Annotated in this window: 16 protein-coding genes; 3 read left to right on the forward strand and 13 right to left on the reverse strand. The window is 69.0% G+C overall.

The window, feature by feature from the left end:
• Window positions 1-6 precede the first annotated feature (6 nt).
• From C1746_RS05790 to C1746_RS05830, 9 genes are all read right to left on the reverse strand, one after another.
• Window positions 7-1572 carry a Wzz/FepE/Etk N-terminal domain-containing protein gene (locus tag C1746_RS05790; RefSeq protein ID WP_116713707.1) on the reverse strand — a complete coding sequence of 522 codons (1566 nt, stop codon included), beginning with the start codon at window positions 1570-1572 and terminating at the stop codon, window positions 7-9.
• Window positions 1569-2555 carry a sulfotransferase domain-containing protein gene (locus C1746_RS05795; protein ID WP_116713708.1) on the reverse strand — a complete coding sequence of 329 codons (987 nt, stop codon included), beginning with the start codon at window positions 2553-2555 and terminating at the stop codon, window positions 1569-1571. The genes C1746_RS05790 and C1746_RS05795 overlap by 4 nt, the downstream gene beginning before the upstream one ends.
• A complete protein-coding gene (locus C1746_RS05800) occupies window positions 2548-3747 on the reverse strand; it encodes a phosphotransferase family protein (RefSeq protein ID WP_116713709.1) in 1200 nt (399 codons plus the stop codon). The genes C1746_RS05795 and C1746_RS05800 overlap by 8 nt, the downstream gene beginning before the upstream one ends.
• A complete protein-coding gene (locus C1746_RS05805) occupies window positions 3744-7730 on the reverse strand; it encodes a PKD domain-containing protein (RefSeq protein ID WP_116713710.1) in 3987 nt (1328 codons plus the stop codon). The genes C1746_RS05800 and C1746_RS05805 overlap by 4 nt, the downstream gene beginning before the upstream one ends.
• Before the next feature lies 1 nt (window position 7731).
• On the reverse strand, window positions 7732-9294 hold the full coding sequence (locus C1746_RS05810) for an oligosaccharide flippase family protein (protein ID WP_116713711.1): 1563 nt from the start codon (window positions 9292-9294) through the stop codon (window positions 7732-7734).
• Window positions 9291-10823, reverse strand: coding sequence for a sulfotransferase (locus tag C1746_RS05815; protein WP_116713712.1), 1533 nt, complete (start codon window positions 10821-10823; stop codon window positions 9291-9293). The genes C1746_RS05810 and C1746_RS05815 overlap by 4 nt, the downstream gene beginning before the upstream one ends.
• Window positions 10820-11320 (reverse strand): UDP-N-acetylglucosamine--LPS N-acetylglucosamine transferase, encoded by a 501-nt coding sequence (locus C1746_RS05820; RefSeq protein ID WP_116715587.1) that lies wholly within the window; start codon window positions 11318-11320, stop codon window positions 10820-10822. The genes C1746_RS05815 and C1746_RS05820 overlap by 4 nt, the downstream gene beginning before the upstream one ends.
• 318 nt (window positions 11321-11638) lie before the next feature.
• Window positions 11639-12322, reverse strand: coding sequence for an enoyl-CoA hydratase/isomerase family protein (locus C1746_RS05825; RefSeq protein WP_116713713.1), 684 nt, complete (start codon window positions 12320-12322; stop codon window positions 11639-11641).
• The gene (locus C1746_RS05830; RefSeq protein WP_116713714.1) at window positions 12319-13068 is read right to left on the reverse strand and encodes a VOC family protein; all 750 of its coding nucleotides are present in this window, start codon (window positions 13066-13068) and stop codon (window positions 12319-12321) included. Before C1746_RS05830 ends, C1746_RS05825 begins: the two co-directional genes overlap by 4 nt.
• 39 nt (window positions 13069-13107) lie before the next feature.
• Between C1746_RS05830 and C1746_RS05835 the strand changes: the two genes are divergently transcribed.
• Complete coding sequence (locus C1746_RS05835; protein WP_162867433.1) at window positions 13108-13353, forward strand: hypothetical protein; 246 nt, start codon at window positions 13108-13110, stop codon at window positions 13351-13353.
• A 32-nt stretch (window positions 13354-13385) separates the two neighbouring features.
• On the opposite strand, the gene C1746_RS05840 is transcribed toward C1746_RS05835, so the two are convergent.
• Both C1746_RS05840 and C1746_RS05845 read right to left on the reverse strand, forming a co-directional pair.
• Entirely contained in the window at window positions 13386-16811 is a 3426-nt protein-coding gene (locus C1746_RS05840; protein ID WP_162867434.1) for a cell wall-binding repeat-containing protein, read from the reverse strand.
• A gap of 132 nt (window positions 16812-16943) precedes the next feature.
• Window positions 16944-17657, reverse strand: a complete 714-nt coding sequence (locus C1746_RS05845; protein ID WP_116713717.1) for a DoxX family membrane protein — start codon at window positions 17655-17657, stop codon at window positions 16944-16946.
• A gap of 87 nt (window positions 17658-17744) precedes the next feature.
• On the opposite strand from C1746_RS05845, the gene C1746_RS05850 reads away from it, so the two are divergent.
• Both C1746_RS05850 and C1746_RS05855 read left to right on the forward strand, forming a co-directional pair.
• Window positions 17745-18194, forward strand: a complete 450-nt coding sequence (locus C1746_RS05850) for an acyl-CoA thioesterase (RefSeq protein ID WP_116713718.1) — start codon at window positions 17745-17747, stop codon at window positions 18192-18194.
• Window positions 18195-18363: 169 nt separating this feature from the next.
• On the forward strand, window positions 18364-20208 hold the full coding sequence (locus C1746_RS05855) for an AMP-dependent synthetase/ligase (RefSeq protein WP_116713719.1): 1845 nt from the start codon (window positions 18364-18366) through the stop codon (window positions 20206-20208).
• 28 nt (window positions 20209-20236) lie between these two features.
• Here the strand turns inward: C1746_RS05855 and mtnA are convergent, their stop codons facing one another.
• Both mtnA and C1746_RS05865 read right to left on the reverse strand, forming a co-directional pair.
• The gene (gene mtnA, locus C1746_RS05860) at window positions 20237-21376 is read right to left on the reverse strand and encodes an S-methyl-5-thioribose-1-phosphate isomerase (RefSeq protein WP_116713720.1); all 1140 of its coding nucleotides are present in this window, start codon (window positions 21374-21376) and stop codon (window positions 20237-20239) included.
• Between the two features lie 3 nt (window positions 21377-21379).
• A complete protein-coding gene (locus C1746_RS05865; RefSeq protein WP_170124912.1) occupies window positions 21380-23389 on the reverse strand; it encodes a TIM44-like domain-containing protein in 2010 nt (669 codons plus the stop codon).
• Window positions 23390-23442 lie beyond the last annotated feature (53 nt).

The raw sequence follows: 23442 nt of genomic DNA on the forward strand, positions 1-23442 counted from the left end.
GTTCTGCTAGCTCGCGTCCACGCTCCAGGAGGCCTCGTCTTCCGCGTCCACGCGCTGTGCCGGTGCCGGCCGGGTCATGCCGCTCAGCCGACCGACGAGGTCGAAGCGGCCGGAGCCGTGGACGACGACGCCGAGGACCGGCAGCCCGACCTGCTCCAGCATGACCTGGGTCTCGGCCAGCTCGCTGCGCTTCGTCTGCCCCTCCCGGACCGCCAGGACCATGCCGCTGGACAGGCTCCGCAGCTCCAGCGCGTCGACTGACTGCGACAGCGGAAGGGCGTCCACGATGACGAAGTCGTACTTGGCCGCGACCTGGTCCAGCAGCTTGGTCATCGACTCGCGGTTGAGGCCGTAGCGATCCTTGGACTGCGCGTCCTCATCCAGCGGGATGACGTGCAGTCGGGAAGGGTGGCGCAGCTTGATGATCTTGCGTGAGGCGTCCACGAAGGCGGGCTCGTGCTTGTCGCCGAACTCCGTCAGCAACTCATCGACGGCCGGGTGCGAGGGCGCGACGTCGACCAGCAGCACGCTGTACTCACCCGCCAGCGTGACCGCCAGGTTCACCGCGGTGGACGTGCGCTCGATCATCGGCTCCACGCTGGCCACGATGATGGCGTCGGGACGGCGTCGGTCCAGCGTCAACGCCAGGCGTCGGTACGCGTTGATCGTGGCCACGCGTTCACCTGCGGAGGCCTCCCCACCAGGAACGACCGAGAGGACCTGGGTTCGAAGGATCCGACCGGCCAGGCCGGCGTCGTTGAGATCATCGTCCAGGCGATCGCGCAGCAACGCGACGGCGACACCGGTGATCAGACCAGCCACCAGCGCGATCAGACCTGTCCGTGCCCGGCCCGGCGAGGACGGGCTGTTCGGCTCCGCAGGCGGACCGATGACCTCGCCGGGGTCCACACGCCGTGCGGTGGCGTTGGTCAGCTCACCGGTCAGCATCGAGACCTGATCCTGCAGCAGCGCCCGCCGATTCTCGGCGGCCAGGAACGCGAACGACCCCTCCTCGGCTGCCGCGAGCTCCGTCGTGGTCTCGGCCAGCGACTCCGCCACCGTGTCCAGCTGTGACTGCAGGTCCTCGATGGCCTGGTCAAGCGCCTCGTTGGCCCGCTCCCCCCGGTAGCCGATGTAGGCGTCGGCGACGGCTGCAGCACCCTGGGCTGCCCCGCTGGCGCTGGTGGCCGTGTAGGTGATCTGCAGCACCTGGCCATCGGCGGGGGCATCCACGCTGATGCGGCGCTGGGCCTCGCGGACGTCCGCCGCGTCAGGGAGGTCGGACAGGGCCCGTCCGATCACCACAGCCGAAGTCAGGATCTGCTGCTCGGTGTCGAGGTCCGGAGCGCGATCAGGCGCGTCCAGGGTGTCCAGCGGATTGCTGGTCAGCGGCCGGATGAGCACCGTCGCGGTCGACTCGAACGACGTCGGCGAGAGCGTGGCGTAGACCAGCGCCAGCAGCAGCACCCCGATGGCGACGCCCACGATCAGCGGTGCCTGGCGTCGCAGGACGCGGAGGTAGTCGCCCAGCCCGGGGAGTTCCTCGTACTGGGTTGGTGTGGTCTCGCTCATGACGTGGCTCCCTGCTCGGAGCCCCAGGCGTAGCGTCGGCCGAGCCGCTCGAAGAGCCGCTCGTTGTCCTCGGCGAACTGCTCCTGCAGCCAGCGGTGGACGTCGGCATCCGGCGCCCGATAGGCCCGCGCGTTGTGCTGGGCCGGGTCCGTCAGCTGCCAGGGCGTGATGCCGAGGAAGGTGGCCACGCCGTCGACGACACGCTGGGGATCCTGCTTCAACGCTCCGCTCTCCACGATGTGCACCCGGTCCTCCCCGAGCTGTGCCCAGAGCCGCTCCAGTTGCTCAAGGTAGCGTCCTCGGGCTACGTAGCTGTGGTGCTGGTGCGAGTGGGACTGGTACTGCGGGTCGAGCAGCAGACGTTCTTCCTCACCGGCCAGCCGCGCGGCCTCGGCCTCGAAGGCGGCACCGGCATCGAGATGCTCATACCCCCGGCCGAACTCGTGGTGGTACTGCGACCACGCCCGCTCGGCCGGGTCTCGGAGGACGACGATGGCGCTGGTCTCCGGCAGCACCTCCGCAATCCGCCGCGGGATGTCGGGGTGGAACAGGTAGTACGGGCTTGCCTCTCCGGTGACGACCCGACTGCCGATCCGGCGGGCACGCGCGACCATCCGTGCTCGGAGCGGGAAGTGGGCGCGGTACCAGTCCAGGTCCCGGTCGTAGTTGGCGTCGAAGTAGTGCACGCCCTTGGTCAGGCGGGCCGGGATCATGCTCGGGGACTGCAGCAGGTACTTGTGCAGCGAGGTGGTGCCAGCTCGTTGCGCACCGACGATCAGATAGTCGGGCAGCGCCCGCAGGCCGGCAGTGGGTCGGGCCAGGGCCTGCGACGCCACCGTCGCCGCCTTCCAGGCCAGCCGTTTCAGCCTCCGGTCGTCGGCCAAGCGAACCTGTGAGCCGCGAACCTGTGAGCCGCGAACCCGTGAGCCGCGCTCCATCGCGTCGCGTCCGGTCGACCCGAGCGCCCCCGAGTCGTCACGCATGGCGACCCCGGTGGGCGGCTCGGCTGTCGAGGCGGCGACCGAGTTCGGTGAGCACCTCGTCGAGGTGGGCCTGGTGCTGGTCGGTGAGCGGCACGTCGGCGCCCAGGTGTCGGACGGCCTGATCCATCAGGTAGCAGGTGACCAGGACAGCCGGCTCCCCTGGCAACGTCCCCTCGTCCTGGATCCGACGGGCCGCGCCGTCCAGCTGCGTGGCCCAGGGGCTCTTCTGGTTCCGGGAGCGCTCGAGTTCGAAGTGCAGTGCGTCCAGCCCCAGGGGGGCGTCGAGCATCATGCGCTCCCAGTCCCAGATCGCGATCCCGTCTGCGGAGGCAGCGATGTTCCAGGGGGTGAAGTCGCCGTGCACGAGGCCAAGTGTGACCGGAGTCGCTCCCATGATCGGGATGAACCGTCGGATCACGTCCCGGAGGGGCCCGTTGGTGGTGGTGGCGCCACAGTCCGACAGTCCCGCTGCCCACGTGCTGTCGGCCAGTGGCGCGGTCCGTGTTCCCGGTGCCCGGGCGAACGCCTGCAACGCGGCCACCCGCTGGGAGGGATCGATGTCCCGGTCCGCTGTCTCGAGGGGCTCGGTCACCACCACCGGTCGTTCGGCGACGGTGAGCACCTCGCGAACGACCGGGACGGAGATGCCCGGCAGGTTCAGCCGCGCCATGTGGGCCAGCGCGTCGGCCTCGGCGCGGACGAGCGTCGAGGTCAGCTCGTTGACGCCGACTTTGACGAAGGCGTGAATCTGCCCGTCGGCGGACAACATCTGCAGGACGGGCTTGGCGTTGGGTCGGGGCGGCCCGGTGCGGCAGGCCAGGATCAGCTCGCCTCGGCCAGCCAGGGTCGTGGTCAGCTGGGCGGCCAACGACGCGGGGTCCCGGGCAAGGGTCAGACGAGTCCCCACGGCCGGTGGGAAGCCGAACCGGGCGACGACGGCCGCAGCTGTCCGGACGACGGTGGCTCGGGTCCGCGCCCGTGCCGTGCGGCCGGGCCCGCCCAGGCGGCGGAGCACGGCCGCAGCAGCCTCCGGGTGGGCCAGGGGGAGGACCAGTCGAGCGGAGGCGGCCGAGGGCAAGGCCACGTGTGTGGCGTCCCCGCGGCCCGGCGGCAGCCTGAAGCCGACGGCATCCAGGGCCGGTGCGACGTGCGTGGGTGTCTCCTCCTCAGCGGCCCGTGTCGGCGGCGTCACGCAGGCGAGAGCACGATGGTCCACATGGTGGCGTGCTGCGTCGACCCGTCAGCCGAGGCCGTGCCGCCGCCGACATCACCGGCGGCGCCGCTGAGGGCCTCGGTGATCAAGCCCGACGAGCGACCGCCGCCGGCGCCGATGCCCTCGTGCACCACGGTGGTCCCGGCGGGTTCGGTCCAGTCGGTGGTCGAAGAGGTGCGGTCGGTCCAGTAGTTCAGGACCAGGCTGTCGGCCTGCGTCGTCGTCACGACCGGTGCGGTGTGATCGGTGGTGTCCGACGTCTCGGTGAGGGCGTCGTGCACCTCGACCGGGTTGGTGGCGTCCACACCCTCGTAGACGAGCAGGGCGACATCACCCTTCACGAACCGTCCGACGTCGAGTACCTCGTCCACCCCGCCGTCGGCGGTGTTGGCGATGCGCCACCACACGCTGGTGCGGATGCGGTCGGTCGAGACGGAGTCCAGCCGGTTCCAGCCCGGCAGGTTCACCGGATCGGGGTCGATGGTCCCGTTGTTCCACGAGCCGGTCAGCACCAGCAGGTCACCGGACAGGACGTCCTCGGGCACCGTCACCCAGAAGGCGCTGCGATTGCCGTTGTCGGTGTCCGAGCTCTTGAAGGTGATCTCGTCGGGCGGCGCGGTCGCGGTCAGCTGGATGGTGGTGGTCGCGGTCTGCCCCTCGCCGTCGGTCACGGTCAGGGTGACGGTGTACTCCCCGGCTGCTGCGTAGCTGTGCTGTGGGGTGGGGCCGGGCAGTTGCGTGCCGTCGCCCATGTCCCAGCTGTAGGAGGCGATGGGGCCCTCCGGGTCGCTGGAACCGGATCCGGTTACCGCACAGGTCAGGCGCTCACAGGATCCGGACGCCACCGCAGTTGGTGCCTGGTCCGGGACGGTGTCCACGCCGAACGGTGCCAGGACCAGGCTCCACATGGCGGCACGGTTGGTGGTGGTGACGGACGTGGCGGTCAGACCGCCCGTGTCCCCCGCTGCGGCAGCCTGCTCGCCGATCAGCGCGCTGATGCGGCCGCCGCCGAGGCCGATGCCCTCGTGCACCACGGTGGTCCCGGCCGGCTCGGTCCAGTTGCTGTTCGACCCGGTCCGGTCGACCCAGTAGGACACCAGGGTCGCCTCGGCCAGCGGGTTGGACACGATGGGGGTGATGTGGCTGGAGGTGCTGCCCGACTCGGCGGTCGCTTCGGCGACGGCGACGGGCACGGTCGTACTCGTTCCGCTGTAGGCGACCAGGGCGACGTCACCCTTGAAGAAGCTGCCCGTGGTCAGCGTCTCGGTGCTGTTCTCATCACCGGGCTCGGCGACGCGCCACCACACGCTGCTGCGCAGCGGGCCGTTCACCACCGTGTCGAGTTGGGTCCAGCCACCCAGCTCCTCCGGCTGGTGGTTGGTGTCGGAGTTGTTGAACGAGGCGAAGAGCAGCAGCAGATCGCCGCCCCGCGTCGCGTCGGGCACGTCGACGGTGAAGCTCTGCTGGTTGCCGTTCACTGCGGCAGTCCCCAGGTGCGTGATCTCGTCGGCCGGTTCGCTGACCTGGATCTGCTGGACGACCGAGTCGGTCAGACCCGTGTCGTCCGTCACGGTCAGCTGGACGTCGTAGGTGCCGGCCGCGGCGTAGGTGTGGCTGGTCGCCTCCCCGGTGCCACCGGCACCGTCGCCGAAGTCCCAGTCGAAGGCGGTGATGGTGCCTCCGTCGCTCGAGGCGGAGCCATCGAACGTGCAGTCCAGGTTGATGCACGAGATCGCCGCGTCGGCCACCGGCGGACCGTTGCGCTCGACCGTCGTCGTGGTGGTCGACACGCCACCCTCGTTGTCGGTTGCCGTCAGCGTCACGGTGAAGGTGCCATCGCTGGTGTAGACGTGGCTCACGCCGGGGCCGGTTGCCGTGGCGCCGTCACCGAAGTCCCACTCGAACGTCTCGATCCAGCCATCGGCGTCACCGGATCCGGTGGAGCCGAAGCGGCAGCCGTCATCGGTGCAGACAGATCGGATGGTTGGCTCGGGCAGCAGGTTCGGGGCCTGGTAGCCGTCCTCGGAGAGCAGGAACAGCCCTTGGCCGCTCCAGTCGTTGCCCTGCGGCGGACCGTTGACTGCGGTGACCGTACCCGCCACGGCCACGCCGTCCTGGAAGTCGGCCTGGCGCAGGTAGCCGTCGACTGCGCTGAAGTACAGCGTGTCCTCGTGCAGGTGCATCCCGGTCAGGTACTGGCCGCCGATGCCCGCCACGGACGTCGAGGCCACGAACTCCTCAGCACCCACGGTGTTCGAGTCAGCCAGGAAGTAGCGGTAGAACAGCTCGGTCCGGCCTTGCACGGTGTAGTACATCCGGCCGGTCGTCCGGTCCATCGTCATCCCGGTCAGGGAGGAGACGGGGAAGTAGCTCGAGCGCAGTCCGTTCAGGTCCACCGTCTCAGGCGTGCCTGCGCTGGTCCCGTCGAAGTCACGCACCCGGAAGACCCCGTCCGAGGAGGCGGTGTAGAGCCGACCGGACAGCATCATCGCGGCGCGGACGCCGGACCAGTTGACGCTGGTCGCGCTGGCCGGGCCCACCGCCGCCCCATCGAAGGTCCGCCCGTCGAGGTCCGCTCCGTCGCCGACGAAGATCACGCCGGGCAGCGGTCCGGGATCAGCCCGGAGCACCTGGGCGCCACCGTCGAGCGGGAAGCGAGCCAGCCGCCCGTGGAACTCGAAGTTGCCGATCCGATCGGTGTCACTGCCGACGTACAGGCCATCGTCGCTGGTCACCAGGTCGAAGGCGCCGACCCCGCGCTCGCGCCCCGGATCCCACGCGAGGGGGAGTCCGTTGACGGGGTCGACGGCGCCGATGCCCTCGCGGGTCACCGAGCCGGGGCCCTGCCAGTTGTTGGCGAACGGGTTGTTCAGCCAGCGGAAGTGCCCGCCGACGTAGACCGCCTCTCCGGTGACGGCGACGCTGTAGAAGGTGTCACCACCTGACAGGTTGGCCCATGTTGGCTGCAGGTCCGAGCCGGTCACGTCGAGATCCCAGCGGGCGATCGAGTCGCACAGCCGGTTGGCTCGATAGGCGCCGGTGGTCACGATGATCATGTAGCCACCGTCAGGTGAGATCTCCACGTCCCGCATGTAGGAGTCGAAGGCCGAGGCACACAGGTTCATCCCGTACCGGTTGGTCTGCCAGTCAGCCAGCTCGGCCGGGCCGTCTGCGACGTCGATGAGTGCGGCGAACTCGCGGCTCTGACCGTCGATCCGTCCGAAGTTGCCGATGACGGCCACCTGGCTCTGGTCGGGTGTGACGTCCAGCTTGAAGACCGCGAGGGACCCTCGGGCTTGGTCCGAGAAGGTCAGGTCCACCTCGTCGAGGACGTCTCCGGTCGTCGCATCGACGGCGGCGAAGGCCGTCCGGACCTCCTGGTCCATCATCGTGAACGTCCCGCCGACGTAGAGGCGGTCACCTGCCAGCACGATGTCGCGGACCTTGCTGTTGGGTGTGACGTCGAAGCTCGGGTCGATGCTGCCGTCGGCCATGTTCAGCCGCGTGAGGCGCCACTCCGTCTGACCGTTGACCTCGCTGTAGGCACCACCGATGTAGACCGAGTTGCCGTCGGGTGAGGCCGCCAGCGTCTCGATCGTCCCGTCGATCTCGGGCTGGAAGTTCTGGTCGATCTCCCCGGTCTCAGGGTCGAAGGCGAAGATGGCGTTCCTGGCGATCGGGGTGTCCCGGTCCGCCACGGTGGCGATCTGGGTGAAGGTCCCACCTACCACCACGCGGTCGCCGACCGGCATGATCGCCAGCACGCGACCGTCCAGGGCGTGGGGGGTGTTGTTGTCCGGGTCGTCGCTGACGACGACGTCCTGGGTATCTGATACTGCTGCCGCAGGGGTGAGCAGTGAGGCGGCCAGCATGACGACGAGCGCCAGCAGCAGGCCGACCTGCAGCACCGTGCGGATGCGGTTCGTGATGACTGGGTGGGATGGGGACGTGAAGGAGTACATGTCAGTTCGTCAGTCGTGAGGGGACACGAGCAGTCGTGTCAGATCGGTGGGATTCGCTTGTGCTGCGTGGCCCTGCTGCCCGCCGGCGGAGGACCTGGAGGAGTTCTGGGATGCGCCCCCGGTTGAGGGTCAGGTAGGTACCGCTTGCCACGAGGAGGTACAGGACCGCCGTTGCCACGCTGTCCTCCGTCGTCGCTCGCATCACCAGGCCGGTCAGGCCAAATGACCCGAGCGCGATCAGGCAGACTGCGCCGAGATCCCGACTGAAGGGCGTGACCTGCACGTGTCGCGTGACGTGCCACAACGACAGCGATTTGGCCACCACCCGGGACAATCCCCAGGCTAGCGCGGCCCCCGAGATGCCGAGGGTGGGGATCAGGGCCACGTTGAAGCCGATGTTGATGGCCAGGGCGGCGGCGGTGATGACCAGGTTGGCAGTGCTGCGGCCGGCCATGAGCAGAACCATGTCGACGCTGCCCACGGCACTGCTGAACAGCCCTGATGCGGCCAGGATCGCGACCGCGGTGGCTCCGGCGACGAACTCCGGCCCGAAGACGCGCAGGATCGTCGGTGCGGTGATCGCCGCCGCCAGGAATACGGGCCAGACGACCACCACGGTCCAGACCGTCGACCGTCGGTAGATTGCTGCCAGTCGCTCGGTCGACCCGCTGGCATAGTCGGACGCGAGGCGGGGTTGGACGGCCTGACCTACGGCGTTGATGACGAAGAAGCCCAGCTGGAGGGCGCGCGACGCGACCGCGTAGATGCCGGCGTCACGCGTGGACATGAAGGCGCCGACCAACAGCACATCCACCCACTGGATCATGATCTGCAACCCGGACGCGGCGGCACGGGGCAGGGTGAAGGACCAGAAGTCGCGAACGTCTGCGCGGGTCATGGCTGGCCGGTCGGCCGCATCGGCGGGTTGCATGGCTCGCAGCCAGCCGAAGGCGGCCAGAGCCGCAAGACCGAACGGAAGGGCCCAGGCGACGCCGAGCAGTGCGGTGTTGCCGATGACGAGCGCAACGGCGCAGAACAGGATCTGGGCTGCCGGTCGCGCCATGCGGTCCAGGAACACCGTGGGGTTCATGCTGCCCAGGCCGCGGGTCGCCCCGAGTACGGCCGAGAGGACCGCACCGACCGGGATGAACGGTGCCATGGCGCGGAGGTGGCCGGCGATGAGGTCGGCGTGCTCGGCGTCGCCGATCAGATCGGCGAGGGGGTCGGCGGTGAGGAACAGGATGACGGCCGTGATTCCCGAGACCACCAGGACGGGACCGAGTGCCACCCGCAGCAGGCCCGCTGGCACCCGTCCGTCCGGCGTCTTCGCCATCTGTCGGATCAGACCGGTGTCGGTTCCCAGGGTGGTGGCGGTGATCAGGATGGTCACAGCCGCGACCGCTGACAGAAACGCGCCGGCTTCCCCAGCGCCCAGCAGCCGGGTCAGCAGCGCCAGCAGGCCGATGGCACCCACGGCAGCGGTGATCGACCCGAACAGGTTGATGGCGCTGCCGCGACCCACGCCCTGGCCGGGCGAGCCCCCAGCGTTGGCCGCTCGAGTCATCGTCGACCTCGGCGGGGCAGGTAGCCGTAGGCGGCGAGCAGGGGTGCCGTCACCGCCGTCACCGTCGCGCGGTCACGGGCATCCAGGGCGGTCCGCCACTGCTCGTCCAGCCGGAGCGGGACCGGGCCGGCTTGGAATCGCATGGGGTTGCCCCCGATGGTGTGGCTGGTGCCCAGATCAGCGACGCCCTCGCCCACGAAGGAGAGGTCGGCATCCCCGCGGTCGATGAGGTCCAGCACCCGCGCCAGGTGTTCGGTGGGTTGAGCGATCAATGACTCGTAGGCGACCCTGACGGTTGGGACGTCCAGCGCCCGCAGACCGTCCAGCAACGCGTTGTACGCCAGGTAGCGACCCGCGGTCTGACCGGGACGCCAGCGGGTCATCATCGCATCGGCGTCGTCCGTTTCCTCACCGTCGCCTCCGGCCGCTCGATCGAACTGGCGCTTGACCTTCATCCACGAGAAGGCCACGCCGCGGCTGTCGCGGACGAGGTGGACGACGCGGAGATCATGGCCGACCAGACGGCGGAGCAGGAAGGCCGTCGCGACGTGTTTGCTCGAGTCCACGACCCACGGAGAGCCGCTGATCGCACGGATCGCGTCGTAGACGGGGAGCAGATACCGGCCGTACTCCGCGACTGCGCGGTCGAAGGATGGTCGAAGGCCGACCGGCGCGGCGAGGAGTGGGAGGTAGCGGTCTCGCTCGACCGCGTGTTGGGCGGCCACCACGCGCATGGGATCGATCTGGCTCCAGCCACCGAAGGCGTGCTGCCCCACCTGAGACCAGAACGGGCAGTCCTCGAAGGCGCGTCCACAGGCGCAGGGCTGACCCTCCAGCAGACCCCGGGTCCAGAGGTGGACGACCTCACCGACCGAGGTGCAGCCGTCGACGCGTCCCAGCATCCGATCGAGCAGCGTGCTGCCACTCCGTCCCATGCCCGCGATCAGCAGCACCTGCTGGGGCATCGCACCGTCAGGGGTCCTGACATCGTCGACCGGACCGTGACTCCGAATGGCGTCCTCGATCACCGTCCCCAAGGTAGCGACGGCTGGGCGAGGTCCGGTCTTGGCCAGCGCCGCGGCTCGGCGGGGCGCCCTCACCGCCGCGTCCAGTGCCGCCCAGAGGCTGTCCCGATCGTGGACCAGTTCGATCTCGCCGTGGGCCGCGAGGCGAGCTGTGAACCGCATCTGGTGGTCGTCCACGTGCTCGTCGTAGGCCGGATCTCGCGGGAGGACCAGAGGCCGATGACCACTGGCCTGGACTTCCAGGATGGTTGCTGGACCGCCGTGGCACACCACAGCGTCCGCCGTCTGCATGGCGGCAGTGAGTTCGTCGTGCGGGATGTAGTCCAGACCAACTGCCGCGCTGGGCGGGGTGGAGGTCCCGTACTGCACGGTGCAGGCAACCCTCGGGTTGGCCTCTGCCCACTCGTCAAGCCACCGGACGGCCCGATCGAACCGGTGATGGTCGGTCCCGACGGTCAGCAGCACCGACCGGTCTGGAGGGAGTTCTGTGACGCGCTCGCTCACAGCAGACGCCCGATCACGATGCCGTCGGGGTAGAAGGCACGCTGTTCCTCCCACTGCAGGAAGACGGCGGTGGACAGCGGCCGGCACAGACGACCGGTCAGGCTGGCCGAGTCGATGCGGTCATAGACCTCGATGAAGAACGTGGGGATGCCGCGCAGTCGACCCAGGATGAAGAACGGCAGGGCCAGACCGGCGCCGCTGGAGACGATGGCATCAACACGTTGCCCGGAGAGGATCCGCCAGGCCAACCGGGTGTTGCGAATCAGGTTCGGGATGTTGCGCGTGGTCGGGTGGTACCCGTGGATGACGTGGTCGTCAGCCAGCACCGCACGGGCGTCGGGCTTGTCGAAGGTCACCCAGAGCGGGTTGTGTTGAGCCAACCAGGGTTCCAGTGCCCGCAGCTGCGTCAGATGGCCCCCCGATGACCCGACCAGGAGGATGGTCTTGTCCGTCAGGGGGACGGCGCCGGCATCCGCGACGGGGACGTCAGACACCATGGCAGCCGCCGGCCCCGCCTTCACCACGGGCCGTGGTCCCTCAACCTGCTGCTCGACTCGCACTGCGCTTCTCCTACTCGTGTGACTGCTGGCTGTGCACGAAGTACCACTGCGTGCAGCGCCACCGCTTCGTTGGTGCAGCTGCGCCCATCCGGACGGGCCGGCATCTGCGGTGCCTCTGAAACGGATTCCTCCCCCATTACTTTGCGCTACCTTGGGTCAGATTGCAAGCTCTGGATGACATTTCTTCGGCTGAGAAACCAGGGTTTTGGGGTTTCGGTCGAAGTTACTGACCGTGGTCACAGTCGACGAGGTGTGTCAGGGCACGAACAGGTCGGCGCGGTCGCCGTCCGCATCGATGTGTGCCAGTAGTTCGGCGTGGACGGTGGTGCGGATGTTCCGGAGATTGGGCCCGCGATAGGCAGCCAGGGCCGCCGCCTGCTGCAGGGCGAGTTCCCGATTGGCGTCCACGCCCTCGACGGCGACGTCGACCACGCCGTGCTCGGCTGCCTCGGCTCCGCCCATCTGCTGGCCCAGGACCATCAGACGGTGAACCGTCGGTTGCGGGATGCGAGAGCGGATCAGGCGATCCATGACCACCGGGAAGCCCATGCCGAGCGCGACCTCGGGCAGTCGGAACCAACCGCGGTCGGCACGCATGATCCGCAGATCGGTGCACAGGGAGAGCATGGCGCCGGCGGCCTGGGCGTGGCCGTTGATCGCCGAGACGGTCGGCAGGTCCAGTCGAAGCAGACGACCGAAGAGGGCGTGCACGGTCTTGATGAAGTCCATGTGCCCATCACCCACGCTGGAGAGGAACTCGAGGTCGAGCCCCTGGTGGAAGGACTTGCCGGAGCCGGTGATGACGAGGCTCGACGGCCCCTCCACCGCCTCGACGGTGTCGAGTGCGGCGTGCCAGTTGGCGATGGTGTCCGGGTTGAGCACCTGGTGGTCGTCGTCCAGCGTGAGCAGCTGCACGGTGTCATCGGTGGTGAGGTTCATACGGTCGCCTGGTTCGTCGGAGGCAGGAGGGCCGGCCTGTAGGGAGTCCCAGCGCCGGGCCGCGCCGCGGCGTAGCCGTCGACCTCCTGGAGCCGTAGCCCGAGGGGTCCGGCGGATGAGGACCCTCTCAGCTCGATCGCCGTGGCGGAGTCCGGGTAGGTGGCCAGCATCGACTCCTCATCCAGTGGACGAACGGTCGCGCCGAGCGTCGTCCAGAGCCGGGCCGAGGCAGCCAGGTCGTGGTGGCCGAGGACCACCCGGTCGAGTCGTGGTGCCGTGGGATCGACCGGGGCCGGGGCGGGACGCCCGGTGGCGGCGGCGAACTCGGCGTCACTGAGTGCGGCATCGGCGATCTGGACGATGACGCCCCCGACGGTCCTCGGTCCCAGGAAGGCCTCGTGCCAGACGGGATCGTCGTCACTGACGTCCACGACCGGGACGCCGGCCTGGGCGAGGCGCTGAACCCCCTCCGCCAGGCTGTGCCGGAGCTTCAGGGTGAGGTGGTGGATGCGACCCGGACCGAAGCGGTCGAGGTAGGCGGTCATGAACGAGGCGTCGCGGCCCGGCGCGATGAGCTCCACCTTGCCGCCGCAGGAGAAGCGGACCTGTTCGTTGGAGAATGCCGCACCACGTGACCCCATCACCGGGACGGCACCCATCTCGTGCCACCGCGCGGCAGCAGCATCCAGATCGGCAACTGCAACGGCGACGTGGTCGAGTTGGGCGGTCAGCGGGGCGGGCGGCATGGATGTGGACTGTATGTGCTCGGTACCATCACCGGACCGATGAGCGACCCGACCTGCGCAGAGCCGGCCGCCGACACGCCCTTCGACGCCGCACTGGGTGAGTTGCTGCGGGCCTGGAGGGCCTGGGACGACGTGCAGAAGCGAGGGTCGAGCGTCCCGCTGCCCGAGCGAACGGCTGCGTTCATCGCCCTGGACGACGCCCGTCGTTGGGTCGGGGCCTTCGACGGGGCGGGCCGCCAGCCGGGCTGGCCAGGCCGACCGCCGGGACCGACCTCACCCGCCTGAGCGGACGGGCGGACGACGCTGGCCGCTCCCGCCTACGAGGGCCGGCGGTCCTGAGCCAACTCGCGGACCTGCAGTTCGTCCAAGGCCACGTCGAACACGTAGACGTCGTCCAGGCCGGTCTGCGGATCCGTGCGGGAATCGCCCACGCCGCGGGGCGTGTCCGTGCCGGTGAAGCCGCCGCAGTTGTTGGCGAAGTTGCCGATCATCAGGACGCAGTTCGCACCGGTCTCCTCCAACGTGACGCCGGCTTGGAACGCCGTGGCAACCTGCTCGCCGTCGACGAACAGGCTCACCCGCACGCCGGCCGTCCCACCCTCGGTGACCTCCTCTGCGGTCCCCGCGACGTGGGTCCACAGGCGATCCCCCAGTGGATTGGCGTCAGTGGCGTCGTACCGCAGTTCGGCCGGCAGATTGGGCTGGACATCGTTGCTCAGCGGCAGGGGGCCGAGGACGAGCGTGCCGTCACCCGAGCCGGAGAGCCAGAGGCCCATGTAGCCCGGCTCGCCCACGATCACCCGCCGCTCGGCGGCGCCGCCAGGTGAGCTGTCTGCCACCCATGCGGCCAGGGTGAAGGCGCCGCCGTACCAGTTGCTGGTGTCGTCGAACGCGTTCACCCGGAGCACACCGTTCTCGTCCTCGAAGCCAGGACTGGCGGCCGCCCAGGCCCGGCCCAGTTGACCCTGCCGGTCACGGATCGGCCCGCTGCCGTTCGGGATGGACGCGGTCCCGTCTGCCTCACGCGTGGTGGCTGCGCCCTCGTTCGGGAACTCGAACGCGAAACCATCGATCGGCTGGTCGCCGATGTCCAACGGCCAGTAGCCGAGCGGGTTGACGAGTTCGGCGCCGCGCGAGCCGTCCAGCGGGAACTCGTCGATGTCGTCGTCCAGCCCGTCGCCGTCGGTGTCGGCACGGTTCGGGTCCGTGCCCTCTGTTCGCTCCCGGGCGTCGTCCCACCCGTCACCATCGACGTTGGCCGACGTCGGATCGCTCCGTACCTCGTACGGGCCTGCCACGGCGTTTCCTCGCGGCTCGACGACCTCGATGGTGAGGGTCGCGGCGACCTCGGCCTCGTCGCCGAGCGTGTCGCCGTCGCTGTCGGGCTCGGCGTCTGAGGTGCCGAGCTGCCGCTCCTCCCGGATCCGGTCCAGCGTGTCGCCGTCGCGGTCCTCGTAGAAGACCAGCCGCGTCGCGTCCCCGGCCCGCAGGTTCACGTTGTCCAGGCCGAAGGGCAGGTTGTTGCCGATCGACGCCGAGCCGACATCGGTGATCCAGTAGGCGTTCTCCGAGCCGTTCCGGGGGAAGTCGACGTCGACATTGCCGATGCGCTGGTCCAGCGACGTCAGCACCTGGACCGGGAAGTCACTGCCGTTGATGCCGGTCACCTCATCGGACACGCCGAGTGTCCGGCCCAGCAGCACGCGGAGGGCCTCGCAGAGGGGCGTACCCGCCGGGGTGCCGTCGCTGTTGCGGTCGTAGGTGGTCGAGACGAAGGCCTGCTCGATCTGACCCGACGGCCCGGCGTCGATCGCGATCGAGGCGGTGTTCTGCCGCACCCGCTGCTGGTACTGGGAGAAGTCAGCTGCGTCGGTCCGGACGTCCCCCTTGCCGATCTCGGACAGCGTGAAGGTGCTGATGACGAACTCGAGGCCGGTCAGCTCGCGAGCCATCTCGAGCGCCGTGACGGCCGGGATGTCCTCCACCATCAGCTGCAGCTCGGCCGGCGGTGCGCCCTCGGTCAGCGCGAAGCCGGGTTCCGCACTGGCTGCGCCGACGGGGACCCGCCGGCCGTCCGACGTCAGGCGCGACACGTTGATCGTGATGTCCTCCATCCGGAAGTCGACGTGCCCGGCGTTGGACACCCCGACCGTGAACGACAGTCGGCCGTTGTCCACGTTGGCCGTGCTGGCCTGGGAGGTCTCGACGGCGAGGGAGTTCTGCTCCCGGAACTCCTCGGTGGTGATCGTGCCGGTCGTGTTGGTCGTGGAGTTGGTGTAGGAGTAGTTGACGCTGCCGGCCAGGCCGGACGGTGACGCGCCGACCTCACCGCCGACCTGGTGGGTCTCGGTCGTCTCGGTGGTGTCGATGTCCTGCGTGGTGTCGGTCCGCTCGGTCGCGTTGACGGTCGTCGTCGCGAGCGAGTCGGTCTGCGACAGCGTCCCCTCCAGTTCGAGGTTGATGTCGTTGACCAGCTCGATCGAGATCTCGGGGACGTCGGCGATGAGCGGGTTGAAGCGAGCCGTGTCGACGACCGGGTCGAAGGCGAAGGTGCCGGTCTCCTCCTCGGTGGAGAACCCGTCTCCGTCCGGGTCGCTGTCCGGTGCCAGGTCGCCGATCAGGTTGCTCAGCGTGGTGCTGGTCGGTGTCGTGCAGTCGCCGAAGGTCGGCAGGTCGGGGTTCGGGCCGGGGCCCGGGTCGCCGGGGCAGTTGGTGCCTGTGGGAAGGATCTGCGCCAGTTGGGTGACGGCGTCGCCGGTGATCGCTCCGGTCCCCCCGAGCAGGTTGATCCGGTCCAGGTCGCAGTACTCGCTGGCGATCCGCTCGGCCACCACCGGCGCGGCGGCCAGGTCATCACCGGGGACGAGGAGGAACGCCTGACCTTCGGCTGCCACCGCAGGACCGGCGGCGAGGGCGTCGGGGAAGTTCTGGCCCGTTGCCAACCACCGGGTGGCGTCGCTCATCCCGGCAGCGATGGCCTCGTCGTAGATCGCCGCGGAGGTCTCCCAGCGGCTGGCGCCGGCGATCCGTCGGACGGAGTCGGCCAGGGTCTCCAGTTCGGTTACGACCGCGTCGGACACGGCGTTCACCCCGCCCAGGACGACGATCTCGTCGGGTGCGGATCGGACCAGCTGGTCCCGCGTTGGCGTTGGGAGCTCGTCGGTGCCGGTCAGGACGATGGGATTGCCGAGGAAGGCGGCGTACGGCGCGGCGGAGAGCGCGTCGGGGAAGTCACCACCGGCGGCCACGAAGACAGTGCTCTGGTCGGGAGCCTCCGCGGCAGCAGCGGCGGCGGTGTCGAAGCGGCTGATCCCCTCGATGCGTCGGACGGTCGTGGTCTGGCCGAGTTCGACCTCGACCTCGGCCGAGACGGCGCTGGTGCCGCCCAGGATGATGACGTCGGTGGCACCGAGTCGGGCGATTTCGGCCAAGACCTCCGGCGGGAGGGAGGTCGAGTTGACCAGCAGGATGGGGGCGTCGTTCTCCGCGGCGACGACGGCGCCGACGAGGGCGTCGGCGAACTGGTCTGCGCGGCTGATGACGACCGTCTCGGCGGAGGAGAAGGTGGCCTCGGAGACGGCGACGGCCGTCAGGATCCGGGAGCTGCCCGAGATCCGGTCGACGTCGACCCGCCCAACGGTGCCCTCGTCCTCCTGGGCCGTGGCGGTGGCGCTCGGCAACAGTGCGGCCGCCAGGAGCATGGCGGCAAGCAGCGATACGACGGGTCGAACGGACACCCTCATGTCACACATCCCTCAACGAGCTGGAGCGCCGGCTCAGCGCTGGCGCGACCCTATCAAGGAACCGTCGGCCTTGGTCAAGTGAACCTGCCGGGCTCGGGAGGTCCCGGCGTGGCCGCCCTCGCGCGGCGTGACCTAGTAGGGCGGGACGGCTGCGCGTGCGGTCCTGCCAGCCAGCCCGACCACACGGCTCAGGCCTCGGCCGGCCTTGGCCGCCAGCTTCGCGTCCCGACGTGCCTGCTTGGCCGTGGCGATCACGGCCGCCTTGGTCTGGGCGGCCTTGACCCGCGTGTCGGCGGCGGCCTCCGCAGCCTTGACCCGAGACTCGGCGGCCTTCGACTCGGTCTTGGCCTTCGCGACCTCCGCCGTGAGGTCCGCGACCTCCTTCTGATGGTCGGCCAGCAGCTTGGAGTGCTCGATCGCGTGCTGTGCGCGCCAGGCGACACCCGGCTCCCCCTCGGTGTCCATGGCGGCGATGATCAGCCCGCCGAGGAGCCCCACGTTCTTGAGGAAGTGGATGGTCTGCTGAACCCGCGTCGCCTCTGAGTCGCTCTCCCAGAACCGATGACCAGCAGCCGTGGTCGGAACCAGGCTCGCGGCAAGAGCGGCCGCCGCCGGACGGGCGAACGTGTTGGTGGCCAGACATACACCGGCGCCGACCTGCAGGGCGCCGTTGGCTCGGATCAACGCCTCGGTGTCGTCCGGCAACTGGTCGATCCGATCGGCCAGTTCGTCCGTCACGGCCTCGGCATTCGGAACCTTGGGACCCGGATTGCGGAGCGCGTCCAACCCGCCGTAGATGAACATGGAGGCGAGCATCCCGCGCGCGGCAGTACGAAGAAGAGACATGGCTCAGTCTTATCCGGCATCCGCCCGGATCAATCCCAACCGGCCCGGCCGTGCTGAACTGGACGGAACTCTGGCAGGATCCCGACCATGAGCGCGACCGCTGAGCAGCCGGCATTCGACCTGGCCGACCCGGCTGCCTACTCCTTCTTCCAACGGGAGAACGTCCGGTTCAGCGACACCGACATGGTCGGACACGTCAACAACGTCGCCCACGTCGCCTTGGTCGAGGCCGGTCGGCTGGCCTTCGCCTTCGACGCAGCGGAGCGGGCGGGGGTCGAGACCGGGCTCGTCACCTTCGTCCGGCTCGAGATCGACTTTCGCGACGATCTCTACTACCCGGCCGCGGTCCGCATCGGGGCACGGGTGCTCAGGGTGGGTAACTCATCCTTCACCGTCGGGATCGGGGTCTTCGACGGAGACCGTTGCGTGAGCACATCGGTCAACGTCTTGGTGCACCTCGGTGATGACCGTCGACCGGCGCCGCTGCCGGACGCCATGCGGTCGGCGTTGGAGCGCTCGCGCCTGGGACAGCCCTGATCACCAACCCCTCTCGACGTTGGCGGCGTCCCGACACCGGGTAAACCTCCGGCGACGAGGCGGAGCGTTGAATCCACTTGCGGTACGAAAGCGGCAGGTGATTCACTCCGCCGATGGTGCTGCCGCGGAGCAGCCCCCCTATATGGCAACCCCGAGGAGAACAGAGCCCATGGTGTTACGCGTCAACACCCTCGCCGAACTTCTGCACCAGCGTGCGGAGCAGAACCCGAACGACATCGCCATCCGGACCAAGGTCGACGGGACGTGGACGGATCGGACGTGGTCCTACGTCCGCGACAGGGCTGATGCGATCGCGGCGGGGATCCTGACCGCGCGGGACGGGGCCCTCGAGTTGGCCCACAACGACGTCATCGGGATCCTCGGGCAGACCTCGGAGGACTGGGTCGCCTGTGACCATGCGGGGCTCTCGATCGGTCTGCAGACGGTGCCGATCTACGCCTCGCTCCCGGCGGAGGAGGTCGGCTACGCCCACGTCGACACCGGCATCAAGCTCGTCGTCGTGGACAACGCCGACCAGCTGGAGAAGATTCGATCGATGCGGGACGGGTTCACCTTCTTCGACGTCGACTACACCGCCGACCAGGTCCAGCTGGAACACATCGTGGTCATCGACCCGACGGGCATCGAGCCCGCAGACGACTGGGAGTCGTTGGCCGATCTTGAAGCCCGCGGCGCGTCGAAGCTCGACGAGATGCGGCCCGAGATGGAGAAGCGTCGGGCCGAGGCCGACCCGCAGGAGACCGCCACGTACACCTACACCTCGGGCACGACCGGGGCTCCGAAGGCCGTCATCCAGACGCACCGCAACCATCTGGCCATGGTCGATGCCGTCGAGCAGGCCGGCGTCATGAACGACAGGATGCGCGAGGGAGGGCTGTTCCTCTTCCTCCCGCTGGCGCACAGCTTCGGTCGTCTGATCCAGTTCAGCGGTCCGGCCCAGAACATGCCGCTGGTCATCAGCGCCGTGGACACGTTGGCCGACGACGCACGCGAAACCCGTCCGGGGTTCTTCCCCGCGGCCCCACGCGTGTACGAGAAGATGAAGTCCAAGATCGAGACGACCGTCTCCGGTGCCCCGCCGCTGCGACAGAAGCTCTTCGGCTTCGCCATCGACACCGGCAAGAAGACGGTGCCCTACCGCACGACGGGCAAGCCACTGCCGCCGCTGCTGAACCTGCAGTACACGCTGGCCGACCGGGTCGTGCTCTCCAAGCTCCGCGCGCTGCTCGGCATGGACCGGGCGGAGGCCCTGCTCAGTGGGTCGGCGCCCTTGGACAAGGAGGTCCACACCTTCTTCCAAGCCATCGGCTTGGATCTGCTCGAGGCGTACGGCCTGACCGAGACGGCTCCCGGTCTGACGTCCAACCAGCCCGGCGACATGAAGATCGGCACCGTCGGCAAAGCACTCCCCGGCGTCACGCTCAAGATCGCCGACGACAAGGAGATCCTGGCCAAGGGTGACAACATCACCCAGGGCTACCTGAATCGTGACGAGGCCACCGCCGATGCCTTCGACGAGGAGGGCTGGTTCCACACCGGTGATGAGGGCCACCTCGACGAGGAGGGGTTCCTGCACATCACCGGGCGGAAGAAGGAGCTGATCAAGACCTCCGGCGGCAAGTACGTCGCGCCGGCCAAGATCGAGGGGTCGGTCAAGCTGCTCCCGATCATCCAGGAGTGCGTGCTGATCGGCGACACCAGGAACTACTGCACGGCGCTCATCAGCGTGGACCCCGAGGACCTCAAGGACTGGGCCGAGCAGAAGGGGATTCCGGCAGACGAGAACTCCCCGGAGGTCAGGAAGGTCATCGACGACCACGTCGCCGAGGTCAACAAGGACCTGGCCAGCTTCGAGACCATCAAGTACTGGACCCTCATCCCGCCGCTGTCGGTCGAGAACGGGATGATGACGGCCTCACTCAAGGTCAAGCGGAACGTCGTCCACGACGAGTACGCCGACCAGATCGACGAGATGTACCAGCAGAAGAAGTAGCCCCACCTCGGTACATCGCCCGGAAGGGTCAGATCCTGGCTGCCGTGGTGCCGAGCCTCTCCGCGATGGCCGGGGCCGTCGCGGCACACAGGCCACGGTCGGTGATCAGCCCCGTGATCAGGCCCGCCGGGGTGACGTCGAACGCCGGGTTGGCAGCCTCGGTTCCCTCGGGGACGACCGTCACCTCGGTCTCCTGCTGCGTGCTGCGCGCACCCACGGCGGTCCTCGACCCGTCCACCCCCCGCACCCGCGTGACCTCACCGGGCCCACGCTCCTCGATCGGGATCTGGGCGATCCCGTCGGTGGTGCTCGGGTCCAACGTCGAGGCCGGGAAGGCCACGTAGAACGGGACGTCGTGAGCCCCCGCTGCCAGCGCCCGCAGGTACGTTCCGATCTTGTTCGCCACGTCGCCGTTCGCGGCCACACGGTCGGCACCGGTGATGACCAGGTCCACCTGGCCGCGCTGGAGCAGATGGCCGATCGCGTTGTCAACCACGAAGGTGTGCGGAACACCTGCCTGTCCGAGTTCCCAGGCCGTCAAGGCCCCCTGCGACCGCGGTCGGGTCTCGCCGACCCAGACGTGGACCGGGATCCCCGCGCGGTGCGCGGCGTAGATCGGAGCCGTGGCCGAGCCGTGCTCCACGAAGGCCAACCAGCCGGCGTTGCAGTGGGTCAACACCTGCACCGGCGCACCCGTCCGCTGGTGGACCTCCCGCATCAGTTCCAGCCCGTGCTGGCCGATCCGGCGACACCGCTCGACATCGTCCTCAGCGATCCGCTGGGCGACGTCAAGCGCTCGTGACGTCAGGGTCGGGCCAGCCCACAGGCCGGCCAGTTCCCCGAGCTGCAGCGAGACCGCCCAGTCCAGGTTGACCGCTGTCGGCCGCGTGCCGCGCAGCAACGCCGCGGATCGGGCCAGGTGCTCCGCCGCCCCGTCCGCGCTGAGCCCCTCCGCCTGCAGCGCCGCCAGGTACATGCCGAACCCGGCGCTGACCCCGATGCACCCGGCACCTCGGACGGCCATGTCCCGGATCGCCTCGGCCATCTCCTCCACCGTCCGCAGGTCGAGGACCTCGACGGCGTGGGGCAGCCGCCGCTGGTCCAGGATGTAGACCACCGAGGGGTCGTCCGGGTCGACCCAGATCGTCCTGGCGGGGACATCGGCCACGGGTCAGTTCTGCTCCGGGTTGTCCGAGAGCGGTGGCGGGATGAACTCCGGCATGACCGGCGGGGCGCTGCGCAGGATCTCCTTCGACTGCTGGTACAGCTTCTTTCGCTCCTGCTTGATGGCGCGCTTCAGGTCGGCTTCGACCCAGTCCATCTGCCGGGAGACCGTGGCCAGGAGCGTTCGCTCCTCCTTGGAGATCTCTCCGTCGATCAGCGCGCCTCGGATCAGCTGGCTCATGAAGGCCTGGGCCTGCTCACGGTTGTCCGGCAGCGTGATCGTGTGCGTGCTGGCTGCTCCACTGGCCAGGAACTGCTGCACCCGTTCGACCGGGATGCCGCGGCTGCGAGCCATCTGCGTCAGGTGTTCGATCTCCTTCGTCGCCAGCTGCCCGTCCGCGGCCGCCATCATGGTGAGCGCCACCATCAGCTCGGGCTCGTTGGCCAACCGGTCGTTCTCGAGCCGGTTCGACGCGAGGGGCCCACCCGCGGCTGGCAGGACGCCGCCCGCCACGGCCCCCCCAGAGGCCCGCTGCTGCATGGCCGACTCCCGCTCGGCACGCTCTTCGCTGGCGATCTCCATCAGGTAGCCCTTCATAGCGTCGTAGGGCTGCACGTCGATCAGGATCCACGACGTCGAGCCGTCGTTGATCGCCGTCCCGCAGAACTGGCACTCGGTGGCGTTGCCGACATCCAGGGGGGCCCCACACTGCTGGCAGCTGAACGACGTGAAGGTCTGGGCCGTGTTGGAGGTGACGCCAGCCCGTCGCTGCAGGATCAACACGTCGGAGTAGATCCGCTGCTGGTCGATCATGCGCGGTGAGGTCTTCTTGCCCGTGGCGCGCCGCGCCGACCAGCGCACCAGCACCTTCACGGTGTCGACCGGCTGGCCCTGCTTGGCCGCCTGTGCGCCGACGACCTCGACCGATCCGACCGCAGGCGTGAACCAGTAGTTCCCGTTCCCGGGATCCAACCGCGGCGGCAGGGACGTCGCCCCGGCCGGCAGCACCGGTGCGGCTTGGGAGAGGTCGTCGAAGTAGATCGCCATCATCGCTCGCCAGTAGATGACCGAGGCGCGGTCTTCGAGGTGCTGGACGTTCAGGCCCGGGTCCTTCTCGAAGAGCTTGGTGATGCCCGGGATCGGACGGGTCGAGGGGACGATCCACTCCTCGTCCTGGGTGATCTCCGTCAGCACCCAGTCGTAGGCCCCCGAGTTGATGTGAGACCCACAGGTGGTGCACTCCGCCCGGTCGACGATCCCGATCTCGCTGCCGCAGTTCGGGCAGGTCCCCTCCAGGATCGAGGCGTCGGTCCGGGTCTTGACGCCCGGCCGGCGCGAGAACGACCAGATCTCGGTGAAGGTGATCGGGCTCGAGTCGGAGTTGCCCGACACCCGCCGCTGCGTCGTCAGGCTCTCGTTGAAGCTGATGGCCCTGGCCGTGAAGCGGACGTGGATGGTGTCGAAGTGCTCGTCGGAGTTCACGGCCACGACGTCGTGGCCGACGACCTGCACGTCCCGCATCCGGTTCCGGATGTTCTCCGCCTGCTGCATCTTGATGTACAGCTCGAACCGCTCGTACACGCCGTCGGAGATGAAGGCGCGGCAGATGCGCAGATCCTGCTCGCTCCAGGCGTATTGGGTCGTGACGAATCCGGCTCCGGCACGGGTCAGGAACTGGCCCAGGTTGAAGGCCGGGTCACGCTGCGCGATCGCGGCGAAGGTCTGCTGCTGCAGCGCCTGCTCCTGTCGCTTGACGCCCTGCCGGATCGTGCGGGTGACCCGCTGCTTCTGGCCCTTGTTCCCGCTGTAGGAGAGCACCAGGAAGACGACGACGAAGACGACGATGACCACCGGCGATCCGCCGCCGCCTCCCCCGCCGCCGGAGAACCCACCGCCGGAGAACCCACCGCCGCCGCCGCCGGAGAATCCGCCTCCACCACCTCCCCCGCCGCCGAAGCTGCCACCCCCGCCGGCCTGGGCGAGGATGATGGACAGATCGAACAGCAACTCCCTCATACGGCGACGATACCGCCCTGCCGGCTCACCCGATCAGCGCGCCAGCGGGTCGC

The sequence above is a fragment of the Euzebya tangerina genome, from assembly GCF_003074135.1.
GTDB lineage: Bacteria > Actinomycetota > Nitriliruptoria > Euzebyales > Euzebyaceae > Euzebya > Euzebya tangerina.

Bases quoted from the DNA above. Each gene is read 5' to 3' on its own strand.
- C1746_RS05835 (WP_162867433.1), top strand. From the start codon at position 13,108: ATGAGCGACCCGACCTGCGCAGAGCCGGCCGCCGACACGCCCTTCGAC.
- C1746_RS05855 (WP_116713719.1), top strand. From the start codon at position 18,364: ATGGTGTTACGCGTCAACACCCTCGCCGAACTTCTGCACCAGCGTGCG.
- C1746_RS05830 (WP_116713714.1), bottom strand. From the start codon at position 13,068: ATGCCGCCCGCCCCGCTGACCGCCCAACTCGACCACGTCGCCGTTGCA.
- C1746_RS05805 (WP_116713710.1), bottom strand. From the start codon at position 7,730: ATGTACTCCTTCACGTCCCCATCCCACCCAGTCATCACGAACCGCATC.
- C1746_RS05840 (WP_162867434.1), bottom strand. From the start codon at position 16,811: ATGAGGGTGTCCGTTCGACCCGTCGTATCGCTGCTTGCCGCCATGCTC.
- C1746_RS05825 (WP_116713713.1), bottom strand. From the start codon at position 12,322: ATGAACCTCACCACCGATGACACCGTGCAGCTGCTCACGCTGGACGAC.
- C1746_RS05845 (WP_116713717.1), bottom strand. From the start codon at position 17,657: ATGTCTCTTCTTCGTACTGCCGCGCGCGGGATGCTCGCCTCCATGTTC.
- C1746_RS05810 (WP_116713711.1), bottom strand. From the start codon at position 9,294: ATGACTCGAGCGGCCAACGCTGGGGGCTCGCCCGGCCAGGGCGTGGGT.
- C1746_RS05820 (WP_116715587.1), bottom strand. From the start codon at position 11,320: ATGGTGTCTGACGTCCCCGTCGCGGATGCCGGCGCCGTCCCCCTGACG.
- C1746_RS05790 (WP_116713707.1), bottom strand. From the start codon at position 1,572: ATGAGCGAGACCACACCAACCCAGTACGAGGAACTCCCCGGGCTGGGC.
- C1746_RS05865 (WP_170124912.1), bottom strand. From the start codon at position 23,389: ATGAGGGAGTTGCTGTTCGATCTGTCCATCATCCTCGCCCAGGCCGGC.
- C1746_RS05795 (WP_116713708.1), bottom strand. From the start codon at position 2,555: ATGCGTGACGACTCGGGGGCGCTCGGGTCGACCGGACGCGACGCGATG.
- C1746_RS05850 (WP_116713718.1), top strand. From the start codon at position 17,745: ATGAGCGCGACCGCTGAGCAGCCGGCATTCGACCTGGCCGACCCGGCT.